The sequence below is a fragment of the Prevotella sp. HJM029 genome, assembly GCF_000599605.1.
Classification (GTDB): Bacteria; Bacteroidota; Bacteroidia; order Bacteroidales; family Bacteroidaceae; genus Prevotella.
This window is the reverse complement of record NZ_KK082664.1, coordinates 23,564-41,581: the sequence shown is the minus strand read 5'-3', so window position 1 is coordinate 41,581 and position 18,018 is coordinate 23,564. Positions and strand designations below refer to the sequence as shown.

The 18,018-nt window shown below is 46.2% G+C and carries 15 protein-coding genes and 1 riboswitch; of the genes, 9 read left to right on the top strand and 6 right to left on the bottom strand.

Annotated elements, in window-relative coordinates:
* The first annotated feature begins 210 nt into the window (after positions 1–210).
* The 9 genes from X919_RS0108270 to X919_RS0108215 all read left to right on the top strand — a co-directional run bounded on the left by X919_RS0108270 (position 211) and on the right by X919_RS0108215 (position 11,461).
* Positions 211–1,236 carry a DUF6261 family protein gene (locus X919_RS0108270; protein WP_028899708.1) on the top strand — a complete coding sequence of 342 codons (1,026 nt, stop codon included), beginning with the start codon at positions 211–213 and terminating at the stop codon, positions 1,234–1,236.
* A 396-nt stretch (positions 1,237–1,632) separates the two neighbouring features.
* Entirely contained in the window at positions 1,633–3,288 is a 1,656-nt protein-coding gene (locus X919_RS0108260) for a fumarate hydratase (protein ID WP_028899706.1), read from the top strand.
* A gap of 256 nt (positions 3,289–3,544) precedes the next feature.
* Entirely contained in the window at positions 3,545–4,459 is a 915-nt protein-coding gene (locus tag X919_RS0108255) for a helix-turn-helix domain-containing protein (RefSeq protein WP_028899705.1), read from the top strand.
* A 434-nt stretch (positions 4,460–4,893) separates the two neighbouring features.
* Complete coding sequence (locus X919_RS0108245; protein ID WP_028899703.1) at positions 4,894–5,112, top strand: hypothetical protein; 219 nt, start codon at positions 4,894–4,896, stop codon at positions 5,110–5,112.
* A gap of 33 nt (positions 5,113–5,145) precedes the next feature.
* Positions 5,146–6,615 (top strand): hypothetical protein, encoded by a 1,470-nt coding sequence (locus X919_RS0108240; RefSeq protein WP_036917666.1) that lies wholly within the window; start codon positions 5,146–5,148, stop codon positions 6,613–6,615.
* Positions 6,616–7,033: 418 nt separating this feature from the next.
* Positions 7,034–7,501 carry an HU family DNA-binding protein gene (locus X919_RS0108230; protein ID WP_025070380.1) on the top strand — a complete coding sequence of 156 codons (468 nt, stop codon included), beginning with the start codon at positions 7,034–7,036 and terminating at the stop codon, positions 7,499–7,501.
* Between the two features lie 303 nt (positions 7,502–7,804).
* Positions 7,805–7,904, top strand: a riboswitch (TPP riboswitch).
* 103 nt (positions 7,905–8,007) lie between these two features.
* Positions 8,008–10,185, top strand: coding sequence for a TonB-dependent receptor (locus tag X919_RS0108225; protein WP_028899701.1), 2,178 nt, complete (start codon positions 8,008–8,010; stop codon positions 10,183–10,185).
* Between the two features lie 3 nt (positions 10,186–10,188).
* Positions 10,189–10,794, top strand: a complete 606-nt coding sequence (gene pnuC, locus X919_RS0108220; protein ID WP_028899700.1) for a nicotinamide riboside transporter PnuC — start codon at positions 10,189–10,191, stop codon at positions 10,792–10,794.
* Positions 10,778–11,461, top strand: coding sequence for a thiamine diphosphokinase (locus tag X919_RS0108215; RefSeq protein ID WP_028899699.1), 684 nt, complete (start codon positions 10,778–10,780; stop codon positions 11,459–11,461). Before pnuC ends, X919_RS0108215 begins: the two co-directional genes overlap by 17 nt.
* A 431-nt stretch (positions 11,462–11,892) precedes the next feature.
* Here X919_RS0108215 and X919_RS0108210 read toward each other — a convergent pair whose 3' ends face one another.
* From X919_RS0108210 to X919_RS0108185, 6 genes are all read right to left on the bottom strand, one after another.
* Entirely contained in the window at positions 11,893–13,932 is a 2,040-nt protein-coding gene (locus X919_RS0108210; protein WP_253270120.1) for an outer membrane beta-barrel protein, read from the bottom strand.
* A 26-nt stretch (positions 13,933–13,958) separates the two neighbouring features.
* Positions 13,959–14,165: a helix-turn-helix domain-containing protein gene (locus tag X919_RS0108205; RefSeq protein WP_028899697.1), complete on the bottom strand. Its 207-nt coding sequence runs from the start codon at positions 14,163–14,165 to the stop codon at positions 13,959–13,961.
* An 11-nt stretch (positions 14,166–14,176) separates the two neighbouring features.
* Positions 14,177–14,635, bottom strand: coding sequence for a hypothetical protein (locus X919_RS0108200; protein ID WP_028899696.1), 459 nt, complete (start codon positions 14,633–14,635; stop codon positions 14,177–14,179).
* Between the two features lie 452 nt (positions 14,636–15,087).
* Positions 15,088–15,555 (bottom strand): gliding motility lipoprotein GldH, encoded by a 468-nt coding sequence (locus X919_RS0108195; protein ID WP_028899695.1) that lies wholly within the window; start codon positions 15,553–15,555, stop codon positions 15,088–15,090.
* Positions 15,555–16,862 carry a PSP1 domain-containing protein gene (locus tag X919_RS15145; protein ID WP_051502470.1) on the bottom strand — a complete coding sequence of 436 codons (1,308 nt, stop codon included), beginning with the start codon at positions 16,860–16,862 and terminating at the stop codon, positions 15,555–15,557. Before X919_RS15145 ends, X919_RS0108195 begins: the two co-directional genes overlap by 1 nt.
* Positions 16,863–16,868: 6 nt before the next feature.
* Positions 16,869–18,017 carry a DNA polymerase III subunit gene (locus tag X919_RS0108185; RefSeq protein ID WP_028899694.1) on the bottom strand — a complete coding sequence of 383 codons (1,149 nt, stop codon included), beginning with the start codon at positions 18,015–18,017 and terminating at the stop codon, positions 16,869–16,871.
* Position 18,018: the final 1 nt, after the last annotated feature.

Genomic DNA, 18,018 nt, shown 5'->3' with positions numbered 1-18,018 from the left:
AATCCCACCTCGGTACAATGCAGTTTCGGGGTGAAAATGCACAATCCCACCTCGGTACAATGCAGTTTCGCAAAAATCAAGTACTACACCAAATAGTAACTATTTCATTTTAAAATAAACCAGCACAGTGCAGGTCGGCACAAGTGCATAAAAAAAGTAACCCTGACAATCTCTGGCGACCTACAGGTTGTTAAATATTATTTTCATGACATGAAAGCAAATACTTTCTACAGAAGAAAGCTCCACAACTTGGAGCACTTCCAGTACGCAGCAACAGTGTTGAAAATGGCGCAAGAAGCCAACGTTGAAAAGCTCACCGCCACGCTGCCGCCCCTTTCCGCAGCCGTTACAGCTGAGGATGAAGTGAATAATGCGCAGCGCAAAGTGAATGATTCAGATGAACTCAAAGCGCTGCACAAAGAACGTGAGCGTGCTTTTCGGTCACTGACCACAAAAATCGAAGACGCCAAGTTAAGCGACGAAAAAGCCGAAGAAGCTGCAGGTAAACGCTTGGACTTGATTTTAAAACGCTATCCCAAGCCATCTAAGAACAATTACGACAAAGAATCGGCCCGACTAAGCAATTTAATCACCGATTTTAAGTCGGCCGAGGCCACGCCCGACGCTACCAAGTTGGGATTGGCTAAAGCCATCACGCGCGTGGAGACTACCAACAAGGCATTCGTCGACGCCTACTACGTTCACTTCAAAAAGCAGTCGACACTTGAGAAACGCAATGTGCGCGAGCTGCGTAAAGTCACAGACGAGGCTATCGACAAGGTGTTGTGGCGTGCACAGGGTGTGTACGAGTCAGAAGGAACCGAATCCTTAGCAACTTTCATTCAACTTTACAACGCCTACATCGCTGACAAGCAAAAAATGATTGAACGTCGTGAGAACGCCAACTTGGCGGAGTCGGGACAAAAGGAAAAGGAGCAGCGCGCACTGCTCGAGTCAATGTTCGAAGCGTTAAGCAAAGAACTCAGCGTGGCAGCCGAAAAACTCCACTATACAGGTAAGAACGTAGGCACGCGCAACACAAAATGCTACGAACTGAAGATTGACGACCGCGAAAAAACCATTTGGGTGAAAGTTTCGCGCAACAAATTGGTTGTCGTGCCAGAATCAGAGCTGCCAAAACCCAAAAACAATGGCAGCAGCAGGCATAACACCAATGATGACAACAAACCCCAAAGTGGCAACCACGGTGAAGTCGAGATAAAGCCCAAATCATAGCTGGGCAGCGAGAGATGTGGCAGCGTTCAGGGCAGAAAACCTCGTAGCCATGGCCTTCCACCGCATCACATCGCAACAAGAATGCCTATGCTGCGCAAAACCACGAGAGATAGCGCAATGCAACTTTGTAACAAGCAATATTTGGGCGAGCATCGGCTCGCCCAAATGCTTTTTAGAGAAGAACCAAAAGCCAACAAGACCGCCACAAAACAATGCTGCACGTTCCAACCTCTGTACACTGCAGCCACCCACTTTTTCAGCCCTGTAACAAGATGACAACAGCGCGCCACGGCCATGCCTATCTTTTGCGCCAAATTAAACTACAAAACGAAACACATTTCACCATTTTTTTGTAACTTTGCCTGCATTAAGAATGTATAGCTAACAAAAAACATTATGGCAAAGACAGTGGATTTCAAGTATGCACCCATGTTCCAACTGGGTGAAGACCATACTGAATACCGTCTCCTCACAAAAGAGGGGGTATCGACCAGCGAATTTGAGGGCAAGACAATTGTAAAGGTGTCAAAGGAAGCGCTGACCCTTTTGGCGCAGCAAGCATTCCATGACGTGGAGTTTGCATTGCGCAGATCGCACAATGAACAGGTGGCAAGCATCCTGCACGACCCTGAAGCGTCAGAAAACGACAAGTACGTGGCATTGCAGTTCCTGCGCAACGCAGAAACGGCCGTGAAAGGTGTGTTACCCTTCTGTCAGGACACGGGCACAGCCATTATTCACGGAGAAAAAGGTCAGCAAGTGTGGACCGGCTTTGAAGATGAAGAGGCACTCTCGCGCGGCGTCTATAACACGTTTACAGAAGACAATTTGCGCTATTCCCAGAACGCTCCGCTCAATATGTACGACGAAGTGAACACAAAATGCAATCTTCCCGCGCAGATCGACATCGAAGCCACTGAGGGAGCCGAGTACCGCTTTGTTATGGTTGCAAAAGGAGGCGGTTCTGCCAATAAAACCTACTTCTATCCTATGACCAAGGCAACCATACAGAATGAAGGCACGTTACTGCCCTTCTTGGTTGAAAAAATGAAGAGTCTTGGCACAGCAGCCTGCCCGCCCTATCATATCTGCTTTGTCATCGGTGGAACTTCGGCAGAAAAGAACTTGCTCACCGTAAAACTGGGTTCAATCAAGTATTACGACGAGCTACCCACAACAGGTGATGAGACGGGACGTGCTTTCCGCGACATTAATTTGGAAAACAAGTTGCTTGAAGAGGCTCACAAGATTGGGCTTGGCGCACAATTCGGCGGTAAAGCGTTCGCCCACGACGTACGTGTCATTCGCCTGCCGCGTCACGGCGCAAGCTGCCCCATCGGTATGGGTGTAAGCTGTTCAGCCGACAGAAACATCAAAGCCAAGATCAATGCCGATGGTATATGGATTGAAAAAATGGATATGAACCCCTCTGACCTCATTCCAGAGGAATATCGGAAGCCTGGCGAGGGCGCTAAAGGGGTGGAAATTGACTTAGATAAGGGCATGGATGCCGTGCGCGCAGAGCTTACAAAGTATCCCGTGAGCACGCGCGTCAGTCTCAAAGGCACAATCATCGTGGCACGCGACATTGCACACGCGAAACTCAAAGCACGTTTGGATGCCGGAGAGGATTTGCCACAGTACATCAAAGATTATCCTGTGCTTTATGCTGGTCCTGCCAAAACCCCAGAAGGATATGCGTGTGGTTCGATGGGGCCAACCACTGCCAACCGCATGGATCCGTATGTCGACGAGTTTCAAGAGCATGGCGGCTCATTGGTTATGATTGCAAAAGGCAATCGAACACAAGTTGTAACCGATGCTTGTCAGAAACACGGCGGTTTCTACCTGGGCACCATCGGTGGTGTTGCTGCTGTGCTCTCGCAGAGCAGTATCAAGAGCATTGAATGCGTGGAATACCCTGAATTGGGCATGGAAGCCGTGTGGAAAATACGCGTTGAAGACTTCCCAGCATTTATCTTGGTCGATGATAAAGGTCACGACTTCTTCAAGGAGCTAAAACCTTGGACGGGTTGCGACTGCAAGAAATAAAGCAGACAAAAAGGAGCCGTGGGCACAACAAACCCACGCTCCTTGCGCTTATAACGCAACAATAAACGGCTCGCAGAGCCACGCGCAACACAATGCGCAACATTTCATCTCAATAGGTAGACTTTTTTAAGAAATCCCGGGTGCGGACAACACCTTCACGATACTCGCAAAGAAATAACTTGTAGAGAACAAACCACTTGAATGCAGAATACACGTTGTCGCAACCCAATAATTGTAACGCAAAAGAAAAAATTGCATGGCAAAGAAAAGAAAAGCGCATACATCGTACGCTTCTTTCAAAGAGGTGGCTGACATGCTGCTCGAGCTGCAAGAAACAGCTCCTAACGACTATTCAGTAACGCAGAACTACAGCGTTTTTATCAATAGTCCAGCCTTTTTTAAACATTTTCTCGGCAAACGAATGCCTGTAAGAGCCGATTGTGCACGCGTAGCGGTGGTGCGAGAAGGATGGTTCTCGCCAACAATCAACGGACACACTTATCACTGCAAAGCTGGCGAATTATTGTTCGTAAACTGGGGAGCAGTCATTGAAGACGACCAGTTTAGCGACGACCTCTCCATGGATGGGTATATGCTCACCGAGGAATTTGTAAACTTGATGTTTGGCGGCAATTTACCACCTATCTTCAAAAGCACCACGCTCTGTTTTAAGGCGGCTCTCACAAAGGAAGAGTACAACACGTTCTATAAAGTCTTGCAAGCACTGCTCACTGTCAAAGCGCTCGGCCCACAAACCGAAACCACCACGACAAACGCGTTGTTTGTGGCCATCAACCTCTTTACCCAAAAACTTTATGAAAGCGACATTCTGGTGCCCAGTGTACAATGGTCGCGCAACAAAAAACTCACCGAGGCCTTCACACAACTCGTGAATGTTCACGCCAAAACGCAACATTCTATCGGTTTCTACGCCAAACAGCTCTGTGTTTCGGCGCACCATCTCAGTATGGTCGTGAGAAAAGAGACGGGCAGCACGGCCAAAGAATGGATTGATCGTGCCACGGTAACCGCTATTCAAGTGGAACTAAAATACAGTGAGAAAACGCTGGAACAGATTTCGCATGACTTTTCCTTCCCCTCACTCAGCACTTTCTGCAAATTCTTTAAACGTAACACGGGGACAACGGCTTTCACTTATCGCGCCGAATGAAACACGCGTTGGAGCAAGTTTTGTTTCGGGCGAGCGATGAAATGAACATTTCCTTTCCAATTATTTGTTAGTTTCAAAACCTTGTTATAACTTTGCCGCCGTGAATAAGTTAGCAACGACATATCAGCAGCATCATAACGTGCAAAGAATTTCGCAATTCTTTGCATCTTTTTGCGTCGATTATTTGGTCAATCCAAATAATTTGCTAACACACACACTTAACGCACCTGACGTCTAAACGTCTTCGCGTACGCGCGCGCGAGGAGCGCGCAACCCCTATAAACAAAGGGCTCACAGGAGTTCCCTTTGCTCGCTTTTTCATGTCCCTTTATGAGCAAAAAATGAACGAAATAACGCTGCAAAATATAGGAACGAACAATCCGTGTGTCCCTACATACAGACGATAAATATATTCACCCTATAAATTAGAGATTATGAAGAAAGAAGAATTCGAGAAAAAGCGGTATGTGAGTCCTTCAATCGAGGTTGTCGCTACCCAGTTCGATGGTCAGTCGCTGCTGACTGCAGTCTCCTACAGCGGCGGGCACAACAAAGCCGGTGATGACGGAAACGACATCAGTGATGCAAAGCGCGGCTACTACGATGATTTCGAAGAAGAGGAAGAAACTCCGCAACCGTGGGGCTTACAGTAATACAACGTTTCAATGACTAAAAAAGAACAGAAGATGAAAACAAACACATTATCCCTGCTTGCCGTGAGCACACTGCTCCTGACCGCAGCCTGCGCCAGCGAAGACACGACCGGCAAGCAAGAACAAAAGCAAGAGAACAAGACAGACGGCCTGACAACGTTCGTCATGCCCAATACCAGAGCTACCCGCACTACCGGCGAATACGACGGCTCGGGGATCGACTTCTATTGGACCGAGGGTGACCGCCTCTGGGTGAACAACGGCACATTAATACAAGACACCAAGAACAACATCAGTTCGAAACTCGTGCCAAACCCCACAACCCCCACAGCCGTGAAGCGTGCAGCCACGGCCAGCTTCTCATTTGCCGGCAACTACACCGCTCCGAACTATCCCGTGCGCTACACGGGCAAGAATAGCACTACAGGCGACAAGGTGACGATTAAAGCGCAACAAAACCAAACTACCCCCAATGACGCCTCGCATCTCGGTGAGAGCGGTGATTGCGGTACCGCTACGGCGTACAAGACGTATACAGCAGAAGGAGTAGATTATCGCTTCACCCTCGACCATAAGGCCTCTTATCTCACCTTGCTGCCCTATTCAACCATCAACTTCTCTGCCTATGTAAAGCTGACGCAAATAAAGATAACCGCCGACGAGGCCCTTTCGGGACAATTCAATTTTGACGACAGCGGCATCGACCTCGGCTCCCGGCCTGCTCCTACGCCTACTAACCGCAGCATCACACTCACATTGAACGGTGGCGGAACTAATGGTTTCAAACTCCCTATTGCTGCAAAGAAAGAGGACAATGCCTCCGTTATCGTCCTGCCCCCCGGAACCTATCACAACGTCACGATCGAATATTCTGTATACGACCAATACACAACCAAGAGCTTCACCTTTAAACGAGAGTATCCTACACTTGCCCTTACTGCTGGCAAAAACAAAAAGATATCTACCGATTTAAAGCAAATAAAGGTTTATTACGTGCCGGGAAGTTGGTGGGTTGCGACTATGGGTCCCTATAAAAATGAGGCGCTATGGTATGTTCAGAAAGGCGACCCTCATTTAGATCTAACTCCTGTTTATGCAGCCCGGCGTGGAGCTACGCCTACCTCAATTCCTGCCAGTATCTGCTCTGGAGGCGTATGGTTTAAGAAGCGGGCCAATATCCCCGGATTTGCCGCGTGGTCAGCTCCTGATGGAACGAATAAAAACTATGGTCCGGATTATTTTAGTTACTCAACCGCTCTTCCTCAGGGGGTTCCTGCCAATATCGATGATTATTTTTTCGCACCCTTGGTGCTCTGCACAACTGGTAATGATAGTCGTATTACAGTTGGGAATAATAGGTTTGACTTTTGGACGGCTTCAAAGTATGAATCTTCGGGATATTATGGGGCAACTATTTTCGTAGTTCTGAAACCATCTCCAAGGGTAGGAATCAATGGAGAATTTTATCATACAGAGGTACCCTATTTTTACGAATATCAGTAGAAACGATTGAGGAAAAACCATAACACAAGAAAAACAAAGGCTATCGCCTATGGGCGATGGCCGAATAAGATAAAGAAAGAATTATTTTTAGTTAACATATTTATTCACTCGCTTATGAACGAAAAAGAGGCAAAGACGGAGGGTGTAGAGAGGAACGTGGACAGGCGGTTGTAAGGCTGGCGATGCCAACTCTGAGGATAGGTTTTGCCTACTCCTACTCCTACTTTAGACGAGGTGTAGTCCTACTTTAGATGATGTGTAGTCTTACTTTAGATGGTATGTAGTCCTACTTTAGACAACGCCTCGTCGCAGAAGCCTCGCACAACCCTTCCCAAGCGAGGGAGTTCGCCACTCGGCTGACGCTATATCCCTCCGTCGGCGCCTCAATTTCAGACGTAAGCACAAAACAATTCTAATTATGGCTTTTTGGAAGAGAATTCAGATGAAGATTAACAAGAAGTGGTATCCCAAATCTGTGTTGGTGGGAAGCCCCGTGAGTACCGAACAACTGTGTAAGCGCATCGGCGCCGAGTCGACCGTCAGTCCGGCCGATGTGCGTGCTGTGCTTACCTCGTTGGCTCCGATTATGGCCGACTACATGTCGCAGGGTCGCTCGGTGAAGCTCGACGGCATCGGCTCGTTTTATTTCACAGCCGTGGCAGTGAAAGGCGGCTCAGAGAGGAAAGAGGACGTAACGGCCAATCAAATCGCGGGTGTGCGCGTGCGCTTCAATCCCGAGACGCGTTTCACTAAGAACGGATCGGGTACCGGCAAGCACGCTACCCGTGGCCTCTCTGACACACTGATTGAGTGGGAAGAATGGAAAGTCGAGGAGAAAAAGACGAAGAAGAAAGGCGTTGGAGAAGTAGAGATTCACGGAAGTTAAAGTCGGCCGTTCACTCCTGACCCCAAAAAGGGAAAGGATTTGGATTGTTTTATTCAAGTATGGCTGATTGTGAGGGGGGGAAAGACGTGGAGTGTCTTTCCTCCCTTTTCGCATTGTGGCTCTCTAAAACGATGATAGGAATATAAGTACACGGGACTGCATTCCATCGGCATCTACAAGGACGAGCTGACCGTCTACTGCATCGTTGCTGCGTGTTTCAAGCCATTTCGAGGAAAAACCTTATTAAAAATTTGCAACATTGACACGAAGTAGCTACCTTTGCGACGAAATTCATTCCATAGATGAACTTCTTCGGGGTGCTACCGCCGCTGCGGATGCTGAGATTAGACCCATGGAACCTGAAACAGGTAATGCTGGCGAAGGGATAAAGCAAAATTTCCACGCGTTTTCTTCATCAACATGGTGCAACGTTGTTAAAAGCAAAGTACTCCAATGAATTCATCATTGGCAGAACAGAACGTATTACTTTTAACAACAATTATCGCATGAAATCATTATCTTTCACATTGCTCTGCGCCGCTTTGCTGGCAATGACGGTAGAAACAAAGGCCGAAAGGCTCGACACACTCAAAACCTATGAATTGCAAAATGTGCAAGTGACAGCCACACGTGCGCAGCACAACACCCCCATGACATTTAGCAATCTCACCCAACAGGAGCTTGAAAAACACAACCACGGACAGGATATTCCGTCGTTGCTGAGCTTTATGCCCAGCGTAACTTTCACGTCGGATGCGGGCAACGGCATTGGATATACGGCACTAAAGGTGCGCGGAACCGATCCGTCGCGTATCAACTTCACAGCCAACGGAATTCCCTTAAACGATGCCGAAAGTTCACAAGTGTTCTTCGTGAACATGGGCGACTTCATCAGTAACGTCAAAGATTTGCAGATTCAACGCGGTGTCGGCACTTCAACCAATGGTAGTGCGGCCTTCGGAGCCACGGTGAACCTGCAAACCGACGCACCTTCTCTGAAACCATTCGTGACACTCTCGACCGCAGCTGGTAGTTACGCCTCTCACAAAGAGACGCTCCTTTTCGGCTCGGGACTTCTGCAAAATCACTGGAGTTTCAACGCGCGCCTGTCGAATATCGGCAGCCACGGCTACATCGAACGCGCAACATCGAGTCTCAACTCCTATTTCCTGCAAGGCGCGTATAGCAGCCGTAGTACTTTGGTAAAATGGCTCACATTCAACGGAACCGAACGCACGTACATGGCATGGGACTACGCTTCCTTAGCACAAATGGCACAATATGGACGCCGCTACAATCCAGCAGGCGAATACACTGACGTAAATGGGCAAAAACAATATTATCCAAACCAAACCGACAACTATCATCAGCAGAACTATCAGCTCATTTGGAATCAGCTCGTCTCTACCGCGCTCAACTTCAACATTGCGCTCCATTACACTGCTGGTAATGGCTTTTACGAACAATATAAGGCGCAACAGAAGCTGAAGAAATATGGATTTCCACCGACTTCGCCCATTGCTGACCTCATTCGACGCAAACACTTAAGCAATGACTTCTATGGATGGGTGTATGCACTCAACTATCAACGTGCGCATTGGAGTGCCACTTTGGGCGGCGCCAACAACCGGTATAGCGGCCGACATTTCGGTAAAATCCTTGCCATCGTCAATGCTGCCGTGCCCTATTCCCCACTACAAGAATATTATCGCAACAAAGCTGAGAAGACCGAAAACAGTGTTTATGCCAAAGCCAACGTAGAGGTGGTGAAAGGGCTTAGCGTCTATGCCGACCTACAATATCGCAACATCAACTATCGGTTGCAAGATCCCAACGACAATCCCACAACGGCTGCCAATGCACCTTGGCGCTACAACGAGCACTATCACTTCTTCAACCCCAAGGCCGGTCTGTTTTTTCAGCCCGCAGAGGCACACGCATTCTATCTTTCTTGGGCCGTGAGCCATCGCGAACCTACGCGCAACGACTTTGAAGGAACGCTACGCCAGCTGCCGCGTGCTGAACGAATGACCGACTGGGAAGCAGGCTATAAATTGGCTTTACCACGCTTGACCATGGGCATCAACCTTTATTCCATGCACTACAAAGACCAGTTTGTGCTCACAGGCGAAATCAATTCCACTGGCGAAATGATTCACCGCAATGTGGGAACATCCTATCGCGAGGGCATAGAATGGCAGGCGTCGTGGCAACCGCTCAACTGGTTTAAATGGCAAGCCAACGCGACATTCAGCCGCAACCGCGCCAAAGACTGGATGGTAGAGAGCAATGCGGGGCGACCACTGCGCTTTGGAACAACCCATTTAAGCTTCTCTCCCGATGTGCTGGCCAACCAAATCATTACTTTTACACATGGAGGATTTGAGGCGATGGTGCGCAACCAATTTGTCAGTCGACAACACATGACCAACGACAACAACACGAATCTCATGTTGCCAAGCTATTTTCTGACACATCTGGATGCCAACTATAGTTTCCATCTACCATCCATTCGCCGCATCACAGCGGGCATCACCATCTACAATCTCTTCAACAAAAAATATTTCTCCAATGGCTATGCCAGCGCTGAATATGACAATATGGGGCGCGAAGTCTCCTCTTCGGCTGTTTATTCAGCACAAGCCACAGCACATTTCATGACGTATTTAACGATTACTTTGTAACTTATGATGCAATTTCTCACACAGCATGGGCTCGACTTGCTCACCACTTTCCTTGGCATCGTCTATCTCGTTTTAGAATATCGTGCCAGCACCTGGCTGTGGATTGTGGGCATCATCATGCCGCTACTCGATGTGTGGCTCTATGCCACACATGGTCTTTATGGCGATGCGGGCATGGCCGTCTACTATACTTTGGCGGCCATCTATGGGCTCATTGTGTGGAAATTTGGACGCAAGCGCGGACAAGCGGCGCACCAACCGATGCCCATCACCCACATGAAACGACGTCACTACCTGCCCCTTTGTGTATTTTTCTTGTTGGCATGGGGTATCACTTATTGGCTCTTGCGCACGCAAACCAATTCCACAGTTCCCGCATTAGACGCTTTCACCAACGCACTTAGTTTCATCGGGCTATGGGCATTGGCACGCAAATACATCGAGCAATGGTGGGCATGGCTCATCGTCGATTTCATCAGCACCTATCTCTACCTCACCAAAGGCATTCCCTTCAAGGCGGGGCTCTACGCACTCTACACCGCCATGGCCATTGCCGGTTACTATAAATGGAAACGAATGATGCAACAACAACATGACACACTATCCTAAAATAACGGCCGAAACGCTCTTCGATGCCGTCGTCGTAGCCAACGGTGCCTTTCCCAAACACGAGACATTGCTACGCATTTTGCACCACGCACCACATGTGATTGCTTGCGATGGTACCGCCGAAACGCTCTTAAATGCGGGCTTCACTGCTCAGCAAATGACAGTGATTGGCGATGGAGACAGTCTGGCACCAAGGCTCAAACGACAATTACATTTCATCTCTATCAGCGAACAAGATGACAACGATCTCACCAAAGCCACACGCTATGTGTGTACACAATATAAGCAAACACGGCAGCAACTGACCGCCAACCGTCGTCTTCGCATTGCTTATCTCGGTGCAACGGGCAAACGCGAAGACCACACATTGGGCAACATCGCCCTCATGGTGCATTACTATAACCATTTCAACGTGCAACCCTTCATGCTCACCGATGAGGGAATTTTCATTGCAGCCCGTGGCGATTGTTCTTTCGATGTCACCCCAGGACAACAAATAAGTATCTTCAACTTTGGCTGTCAACAATTAGAATGTCAAGGATTACGCTGGCCCATCTACCCTTTCGAGACACTCTGGCAAGGCACTTTAAACGAAGCAGTGCACTCCGTCGTGCAGATAAAAGCCGATAATAGCTATCTCATATACATTACATGGGCATTTTATTGAGATTTAACGAAATTTGAAACTTACAAACTTGCACAACAAAAGAAAATATAGTACCTTTGCCTTATAAATCATTATATAGACTACTATCATTTAGAGTTACACACGTTACTGAGACCAAATTCGTGAGAAAGATATTCGTAACGCATGGTTAAGACTATTTAGTTTGATTATATGGGAATGCTGGAATCGTGAGATTCTGGCATTTTTTATGTCCTAAAATGGTTGGCTAAAATGACAAAGACAACCTAGATTGACATACGATAGCCACACATACTCCGTCCAGCAAAGCCAGAAACATTCAATACCCTATCCATAAACACATGCCATTTCCACCTTTTTAGAAGAAGCTTTAACACCTTCTACCATAGGAACTTTACGTTCTTGGCTGTGGTTTCGTATACCATTAGCAATTGTACTGCATATAACCATTCCTATTTGCGGAATCGTAATGTATTGATAGCGTCATTCTTCTTTGCCTTATATCCTCCAAACTTGACCGTTAATGAAACACCAAGCTCACGATAGCAACCAAAGTGCATATGCATGTATTGCCCTTTGAAATCAATTCGAGGGTTGATAGAAGAAGTCTCTAATAAATCATTACAGAAAACATGCAGAATAGCTTGCTTCTTCCAGAATTGCCAACGGAGTCCAAAATCTATATTCCCAGAGCCAGGTAAATCGTAGATGGCTTGATGCGCCCTACTGCGTAGCATCCCATCAACAGTCAGTGACAAATCAGGTTTGGTACTCAGCGTTATCACATTACTCATTTGAGCCATTCCAAACAGGATAGCCCTATCAAATGGTATATCATAAAAGTCATCGCATTTCTCGTGCATCCAAACCCCAGTTAATGTTAATCGGGCATCTAACCACGAACCAAAGCGATGAGGAATAACAGCCTGCACGAAGGCCTGTTGCTGGTAATTAAGGTTCAGATATTTAGAAGTTGTAGCCAAACGGTCCGAACGTTGATAAGGGGTCTGTATAAAATAGTCGTCAACATAGTTGAACCCTGCCACAAAATGATATTTATTTTTCAGTATCCATACCAAATTTGTTTGGTATGATTTGGCCGGCTTTAGATAGGGGTTTCCTGTAATCTCATCATACCCACCATTACTATACACCGTAAAATTATTCATTGCCCAATATTCAGGATAGGTTCGATTTGTGGAGAAACCCATAACCCATATATTGCTTGGAGTGTGAACGTATGTCATGTTCAGTGTGGGATATATGTTCCATTGATGCCATTGTGGTGAATGATAGTATTCCGCTGCTAATGAAACATCCAAGATAAACTTATTGTTCCAGCTTTTCCCTAATCCCATATAAACATTGATGATGTCTTCTCTTTGACGCAAATAGCCCACTCCTACCTGGTTACGATAATATTGTAGACTGTGGTTAAGAGACTGTTTGTACCAAACACCATAATTCAAGTTCCAGCTATTCCTTAATTGATGCTCCTCAGATAAGTAATAACGCCATACATTTACACGTTGATCATTGTCTGCAAAGAAGTTAAAATTACCAGCAGGCGTAACACTTTGCAGATTTTGTTGCTCGGGATCATGATAATAGGTGGTTTCAAAACCTGCTTTTAAGCCAAAGGGTGTTTGATAGTCTAACCTGATGTTATGTAGCCATATACGACGTGTGGAAAAGCTCCTGCCAATAATGTTCCCTGTATAGTCACTATAGCTGTCTCGATGATTGTAATTTGCCTGATAGGCCAATGATAAGCGATGGTTTTTTACAAAGTCATATTCTGCACTTACACGGTAGTCGTGTCCAAACTGTTTGACAAACTGTTCTTGATGACTTTCTATCTCATGTATTGAGCCATCGTTGAGCTTATGCCGAGATTTTTCATCTGTAACCTGAAATACGCTACCATGACTATGGAGATACATGGCATCCAAGGTAAGTTTCCCTCTATGGTAAAGAACTGCTGCACGCTCACCGAACATGGCATGATGTTTCTGATTATAGGCTGCATTCAATTCACCTTGCAAAGGCACTTCTGATGGTGTTCCATCTTTCAATCGAAGATTAATCAGTGCCCCACGGACTTGTGATTTTGCCGGAGCAGTATACATCACATCAGCTTTTTCGAGTCGATCAATAGGCACAGTCTTTAGTAGCTGCGCCAGTTGTTCTGGCGTCAACGACATCACTTGCCCATTTAGAGCAATCGTTACACTTCGATTAGCCAGTTGATACTCGCCATTTTTCTCCGTAACGCCAGGCAGTTCTTTGATTGCATCAAATACGTTGTCCACACCTTTCTTCTCAATAATGCGAGGCAAATCATAAGTTATAGCACTACCATGAACAACAGCCAATGGTCTTTCGCCTTTAACCATCACTTCAGGAAGGCTTCTTATAACACTGTCAACGCTGATAGAGTCCGTTGGATTTTGAGCCGATGCCTGCTGAAAATACAGAAATGTTATCAGCATTGCAAGCAAAAACACATTTCTTCTCATTAGCTATCTTCTTTATATTCTAAAATATCTCCGGGAGTACAGTCCAAAGCTTTGCAAATAGCATCAAGCGTAACCAGCCTAATAGCCTTTGCTTTCCCTGTTTTTAAGATTGAGAGGTTTGCGGTTGTAATGCCAACGACTTGAGATAATTCGTTTAATGAAATTTTTCGTTTAGCCATCATGACATCTAAATTTACTACTATCATACGGACACAACTTATATCGTTAGTTCATTTTCTTCTGTGACACTGACTGCCACTTCATACATCAGTGTCATTACAAGAAATAATAATGGAGAAATAATCATTCCACTACTAAATTGAATCTCCCGCAGACCAAAAAGTATTTCAATATTTAAAGAGAAAAATTCAAAGAAGAAATCAGCGATAGTAATGCCCCATAAAAATTTAGCATGCTGATGGTTGAATATCTTTTTTATATCCAATTTGCCAAGGCAGCTAATCATAAACTTCGAAGAAAGCGATATTAAGATGATCGTAGAAAGCGAATAGCATATTAATTCCACCCATTGTATGGTAAGCACCTTAGGAACAGACGACCATACTATGGGACGGATTTGTGTACCTAAACCAACATTGATATGAATGGTATTTGCCCAACGTAAGAGTTGAAAAAGGAAAAGCAAAAACCATCCTGCCAAAAATATAAGTACCATACGGCAAACAATACTGATCACCTTCTCTCTTGAATTACAACACATTTTCATTGCTCAAAACGACACATTTGTTAATTAATAGGATGCTACAAAGATAAAGAAGAAATATTAAATTACATAATATTTTTATCGTAAAACGATATATTTAATATGATTTAGCTCTAAACTGGCCGCTTATCGCAACACAGCACTATGCCTTTAACCCCCAATCGGCCATTAGAACCTCTATAGATTTAGCTTAATGGTTGGGCTGATTGGCTGCTATATTCCTAAAGACGTAGTGAGCTACATCAAAAGAAAATAATAAACAAGACACCAACAAGTAAATAAAAGACGAATAAAGTGCACTATTTTGCCGGGCAAAATGGTGCACTTTATTGTATTATCTGTACTATATTGTAACGTAATATAGCACACTTTCTTCCTCAAAGCACGCTCGGGGCAGAAACGGGTTATTGTTGTTGAAGCAGAATGCCCACATCGCTGATGCCGGGAAGCATCTCGCGTTTCATGTAATGGCGCACGTAAACCACCAAACTATCACCCGCCTTCACCTGCACATCACGCAGCCGTTGCTGATACTGAAAATAGCTAATGCCTCCCGTCCCTTGCCGCCTACCACGCCGATCAACCAAACTACACGTCACCGTGTCGCGGCTAATAGTCATGGAAGGATAGAGCATGCGGTCAACAACAAGGGTCAACGTCGTGAAAGGATAGTTGCCTGTGACCCGCAAACCCAAATCAAGTGCGTAGCGACCAGCCTGCTGAAAACGCGGAATGTCATTGAATTTCAATGAGTCATTGCGTTCCCATCCACTCAACACCGTATGCTGATAGCGGTCATACACACGCCTTTCAGAACAAGCCACACACAGCATCGCGACACAGAGTGCCCAACCTATCCACCACCTTTGCATCACGATTCGGCAGGTTTTTGAGGACTATCGGCTGCATCGGCTGCATTTTCGCCACGCTGAAAAGAGCGATTACGCCCCGCATGGGCACCATTATCAGCCATTTTTTCGCGTCGCTCAGCATGCGATTCGCCATCAACAGAAGCCACAACGGCAGATGTTTCTCCCTTTTGCGTAGCACCTTTTCCGGGTCGTCCCTCACCATTGCGCTGTCCTCTGCGTTTATTTTTCTTGCGCTTTGCCTTGTCAAAACGATTAATATCGCCTTCCAACAAGTCCTTTGATTTCTTGGTTTCAACCACAGATCCATCACCTGTCAGCGACAAAGGTTTCTCGCCTTGCTTATTCAATTCGATGATAGCCAATGCGCGTTCGGCACTAATGGTCTCTAAGTTGACCGCCATCTTCTTATCCGTTGAATAGGTAATCTCGCCCGCTAAAATATCGGTCTTAAACTGATAGTAGTCGTTATCGGCCGTTTGCAACACAGCATCTTTCGGCGGCATGCGCTTGCTGGCCTCCACATAGTCGTCCACTTCATAGTTTAAACAACACTTCAACTTGGCACACATACCTGCCAATTTCTGTGGATTGAGCGAAATATCTTGAAAGCGAGCCGCATTGGTGCTCACGCTTACAAAGTTCTTCATCCACGTTGCACAGCACAGTTCACGACCACAAGGACCTGTACCTCCAATGCGTCCGGCCTCTTGTCGCGCACCAATCTGCTTCATTTCAATGCGCACATGGAATGCCGACGCAAGATCTTTAATGAGCTGTCGGAAGTCAACGCGCTCATCAGCAATATAATAAAAGATGGCTTTGTTGCCATCACCTTGGTATTCCACGTCGCCGATTTTCATTTGCAAGCCCAACTTTTTAGCAATCTGCCGGCTTTCAATCATGGTGGCGTGTTCGCGCGCTTTCGCCTCTTTATATTTCTCAATATCTACAGGTTTGGCCAACCGATAGATACGCTTAATCTCGTCAGACGATTTTAAATTGGCTTTCTTCAGTTGCAATTTCACCAACGACCCCGTGAGGGTTACTGTGCCAATATCGTGTCCTGGGCTGGCCTCAACGGCTACAACATCACCCTTTTTCAGGTCAAGTTTGCTCACATTGTGGTAGTAACCCTTACGCGTATTCTTAAACTGCACCTCCACTAAATCGGTGCTTTCATCGTTGCCTGGCACATCAGCCAACCAGTCATAGCTATTGAGTTGATGGTCTTGTCGGCCGCAACCACGATGGCATAAACCACGATCACAGCCCGAGGCAACCTTGAATTTCATATTTTTAAAGTCCATTATCTTCTATTTCTTTATCAATAATACTATCATTTGAAGAGCCAACTCAAAGAAAACAATCTTTGCATTGGCATTCTGTCCTATATCTTGTCGCGCCGTTTGCAGCAACTCACTAATGGGAATAACATTTGCTTCGTTAATAAATCGAGCAAACTTTTGCGAAAATTCTTCCTCCTCACGCGTCATATAACATAATGAAGGCTCGCCAAAGTTATACATAAAATTCTCGCGGACCAAACGCAAACAATAATCCAACAAGCGGCGTTGCTTCTCGCGTCCATAGGTGGCTACAATCTCACTCCAACGCTTTAACTCCTTCACATTGCGTTGATAGGCCAAGCGCATGAGCATTTTAAACATGTCAAGGAACTGCACATTCTCGCTGTTGACATCTAAACTCTCAAGGGCCTTAAGCCAATTGCCATTGGCTATGCGCGCAATGCGCTGTGCATCCTCGGGCAATAGTGCACGCCGTTCCATTAAAGCGGTCACCATATCGCTATCGTCTATGCGCTTCATATCCATGCGCTGCGCACGACTTTTGATGGTGTCGAGCAATAATTCGGGCTCTTCACACACCAAAATAAAAACTGTCTGATGGGGCGGCTCCTCCAATAATTTCAGCAATTTATTAGCACATTCCACATTCATGCGCTCGGGAAGCCAAATAATACTCACCTTATAGCCTCCTTGACTCGACTTCAACAAGAGCTTTTTAGCCAACACATCACTCTCACCTGCACCAATAAGTGCCTGCTGATTAGTGGCTCCCATGGCCGTTAACCAGGTTTCAAGTGTGAAATAAGGTGAAGCAGAAAGCATCGTTTTCCATTCGCCAATGAAATCATCACTCACGGCTTTATGGTCGGAAGATGCACCCGAAGGCTTGATGACTGGGAATGAAAAATGCAGGTCGGGATGGCTATATTGATGCAACATCGCTTCGGCATTACGAATAGAAGCTTCATCGGTTAGTAAAGACTTACCCTCGTTTCGCTCGCCCAACAGATAGGAAGCGAAAGCCAAAGCCACAGCCATTTTTCCACAACCTGCAGGACCACACAGCATCAATGTGTTGGGAATGCGCTGCTGTTGCGCCATGTTGCAAAGCCGATGGATGATGGATTCTTGTCCGATGACTGCCGAAAATTGCATA

Coding starts and splice junctions, on each gene's coding strand:
- X919_RS0108270 (WP_028899708.1), top strand. CDS start 211: ATGAAAGCAAATACTTTCTACAGAAGAAAGCTCCACAACTTGGAGCAC.
- X919_RS0108260 (WP_028899706.1), top strand. CDS start 1,633: ATGGCAAAGACAGTGGATTTCAAGTATGCACCCATGTTCCAACTGGGT.
- X919_RS0108255 (WP_028899705.1), top strand. CDS start 3,545: ATGGCAAAGAAAAGAAAAGCGCATACATCGTACGCTTCTTTCAAAGAG.
- X919_RS0108245 (WP_028899703.1), top strand. CDS start 4,894: ATGAAGAAAGAAGAATTCGAGAAAAAGCGGTATGTGAGTCCTTCAATC.
- X919_RS0108240 (WP_036917666.1), top strand. CDS start 5,146: ATGAAAACAAACACATTATCCCTGCTTGCCGTGAGCACACTGCTCCTG.
- X919_RS0108230 (WP_025070380.1), top strand. CDS start 7,034: ATGGCTTTTTGGAAGAGAATTCAGATGAAGATTAACAAGAAGTGGTAT.
- X919_RS0108225 (WP_028899701.1), top strand. CDS start 8,008: ATGAAATCATTATCTTTCACATTGCTCTGCGCCGCTTTGCTGGCAATG.
- pnuC (WP_028899700.1), top strand. CDS start 10,189: ATGATGCAATTTCTCACACAGCATGGGCTCGACTTGCTCACCACTTTC.
- X919_RS0108215 (WP_028899699.1), top strand. CDS start 10,778: ATGACACACTATCCTAAAATAACGGCCGAAACGCTCTTCGATGCCGTC.
- X919_RS0108210 (WP_253270120.1), bottom strand. CDS start 13,932: ATGCTGATAACATTTCTGTATTTTCAGCAGGCATCGGCTCAAAATCCA.
- X919_RS0108205 (WP_028899697.1), bottom strand. CDS start 14,165: ATGATAGTAGTAAATTTAGATGTCATGATGGCTAAACGAAAAATTTCA.
- X919_RS0108200 (WP_028899696.1), bottom strand. CDS start 14,635: ATGGTACTTATATTTTTGGCAGGATGGTTTTTGCTTTTCCTTTTTCAA.
- X919_RS0108195 (WP_028899695.1), bottom strand. CDS start 15,555: ATGCAAAGGTGGTGGATAGGTTGGGCACTCTGTGTCGCGATGCTGTGT.
- X919_RS15145 (WP_051502470.1), bottom strand. CDS start 16,862: ATGGACTTTAAAAATATGAAATTCAAGGTTGCCTCGGGCTGTGATCGT.
- X919_RS0108185 (WP_028899694.1), bottom strand. CDS start 18,017: ATGCAATTTTCGGCAGTCATCGGACAAGAATCCATCATCCATCGGCTT.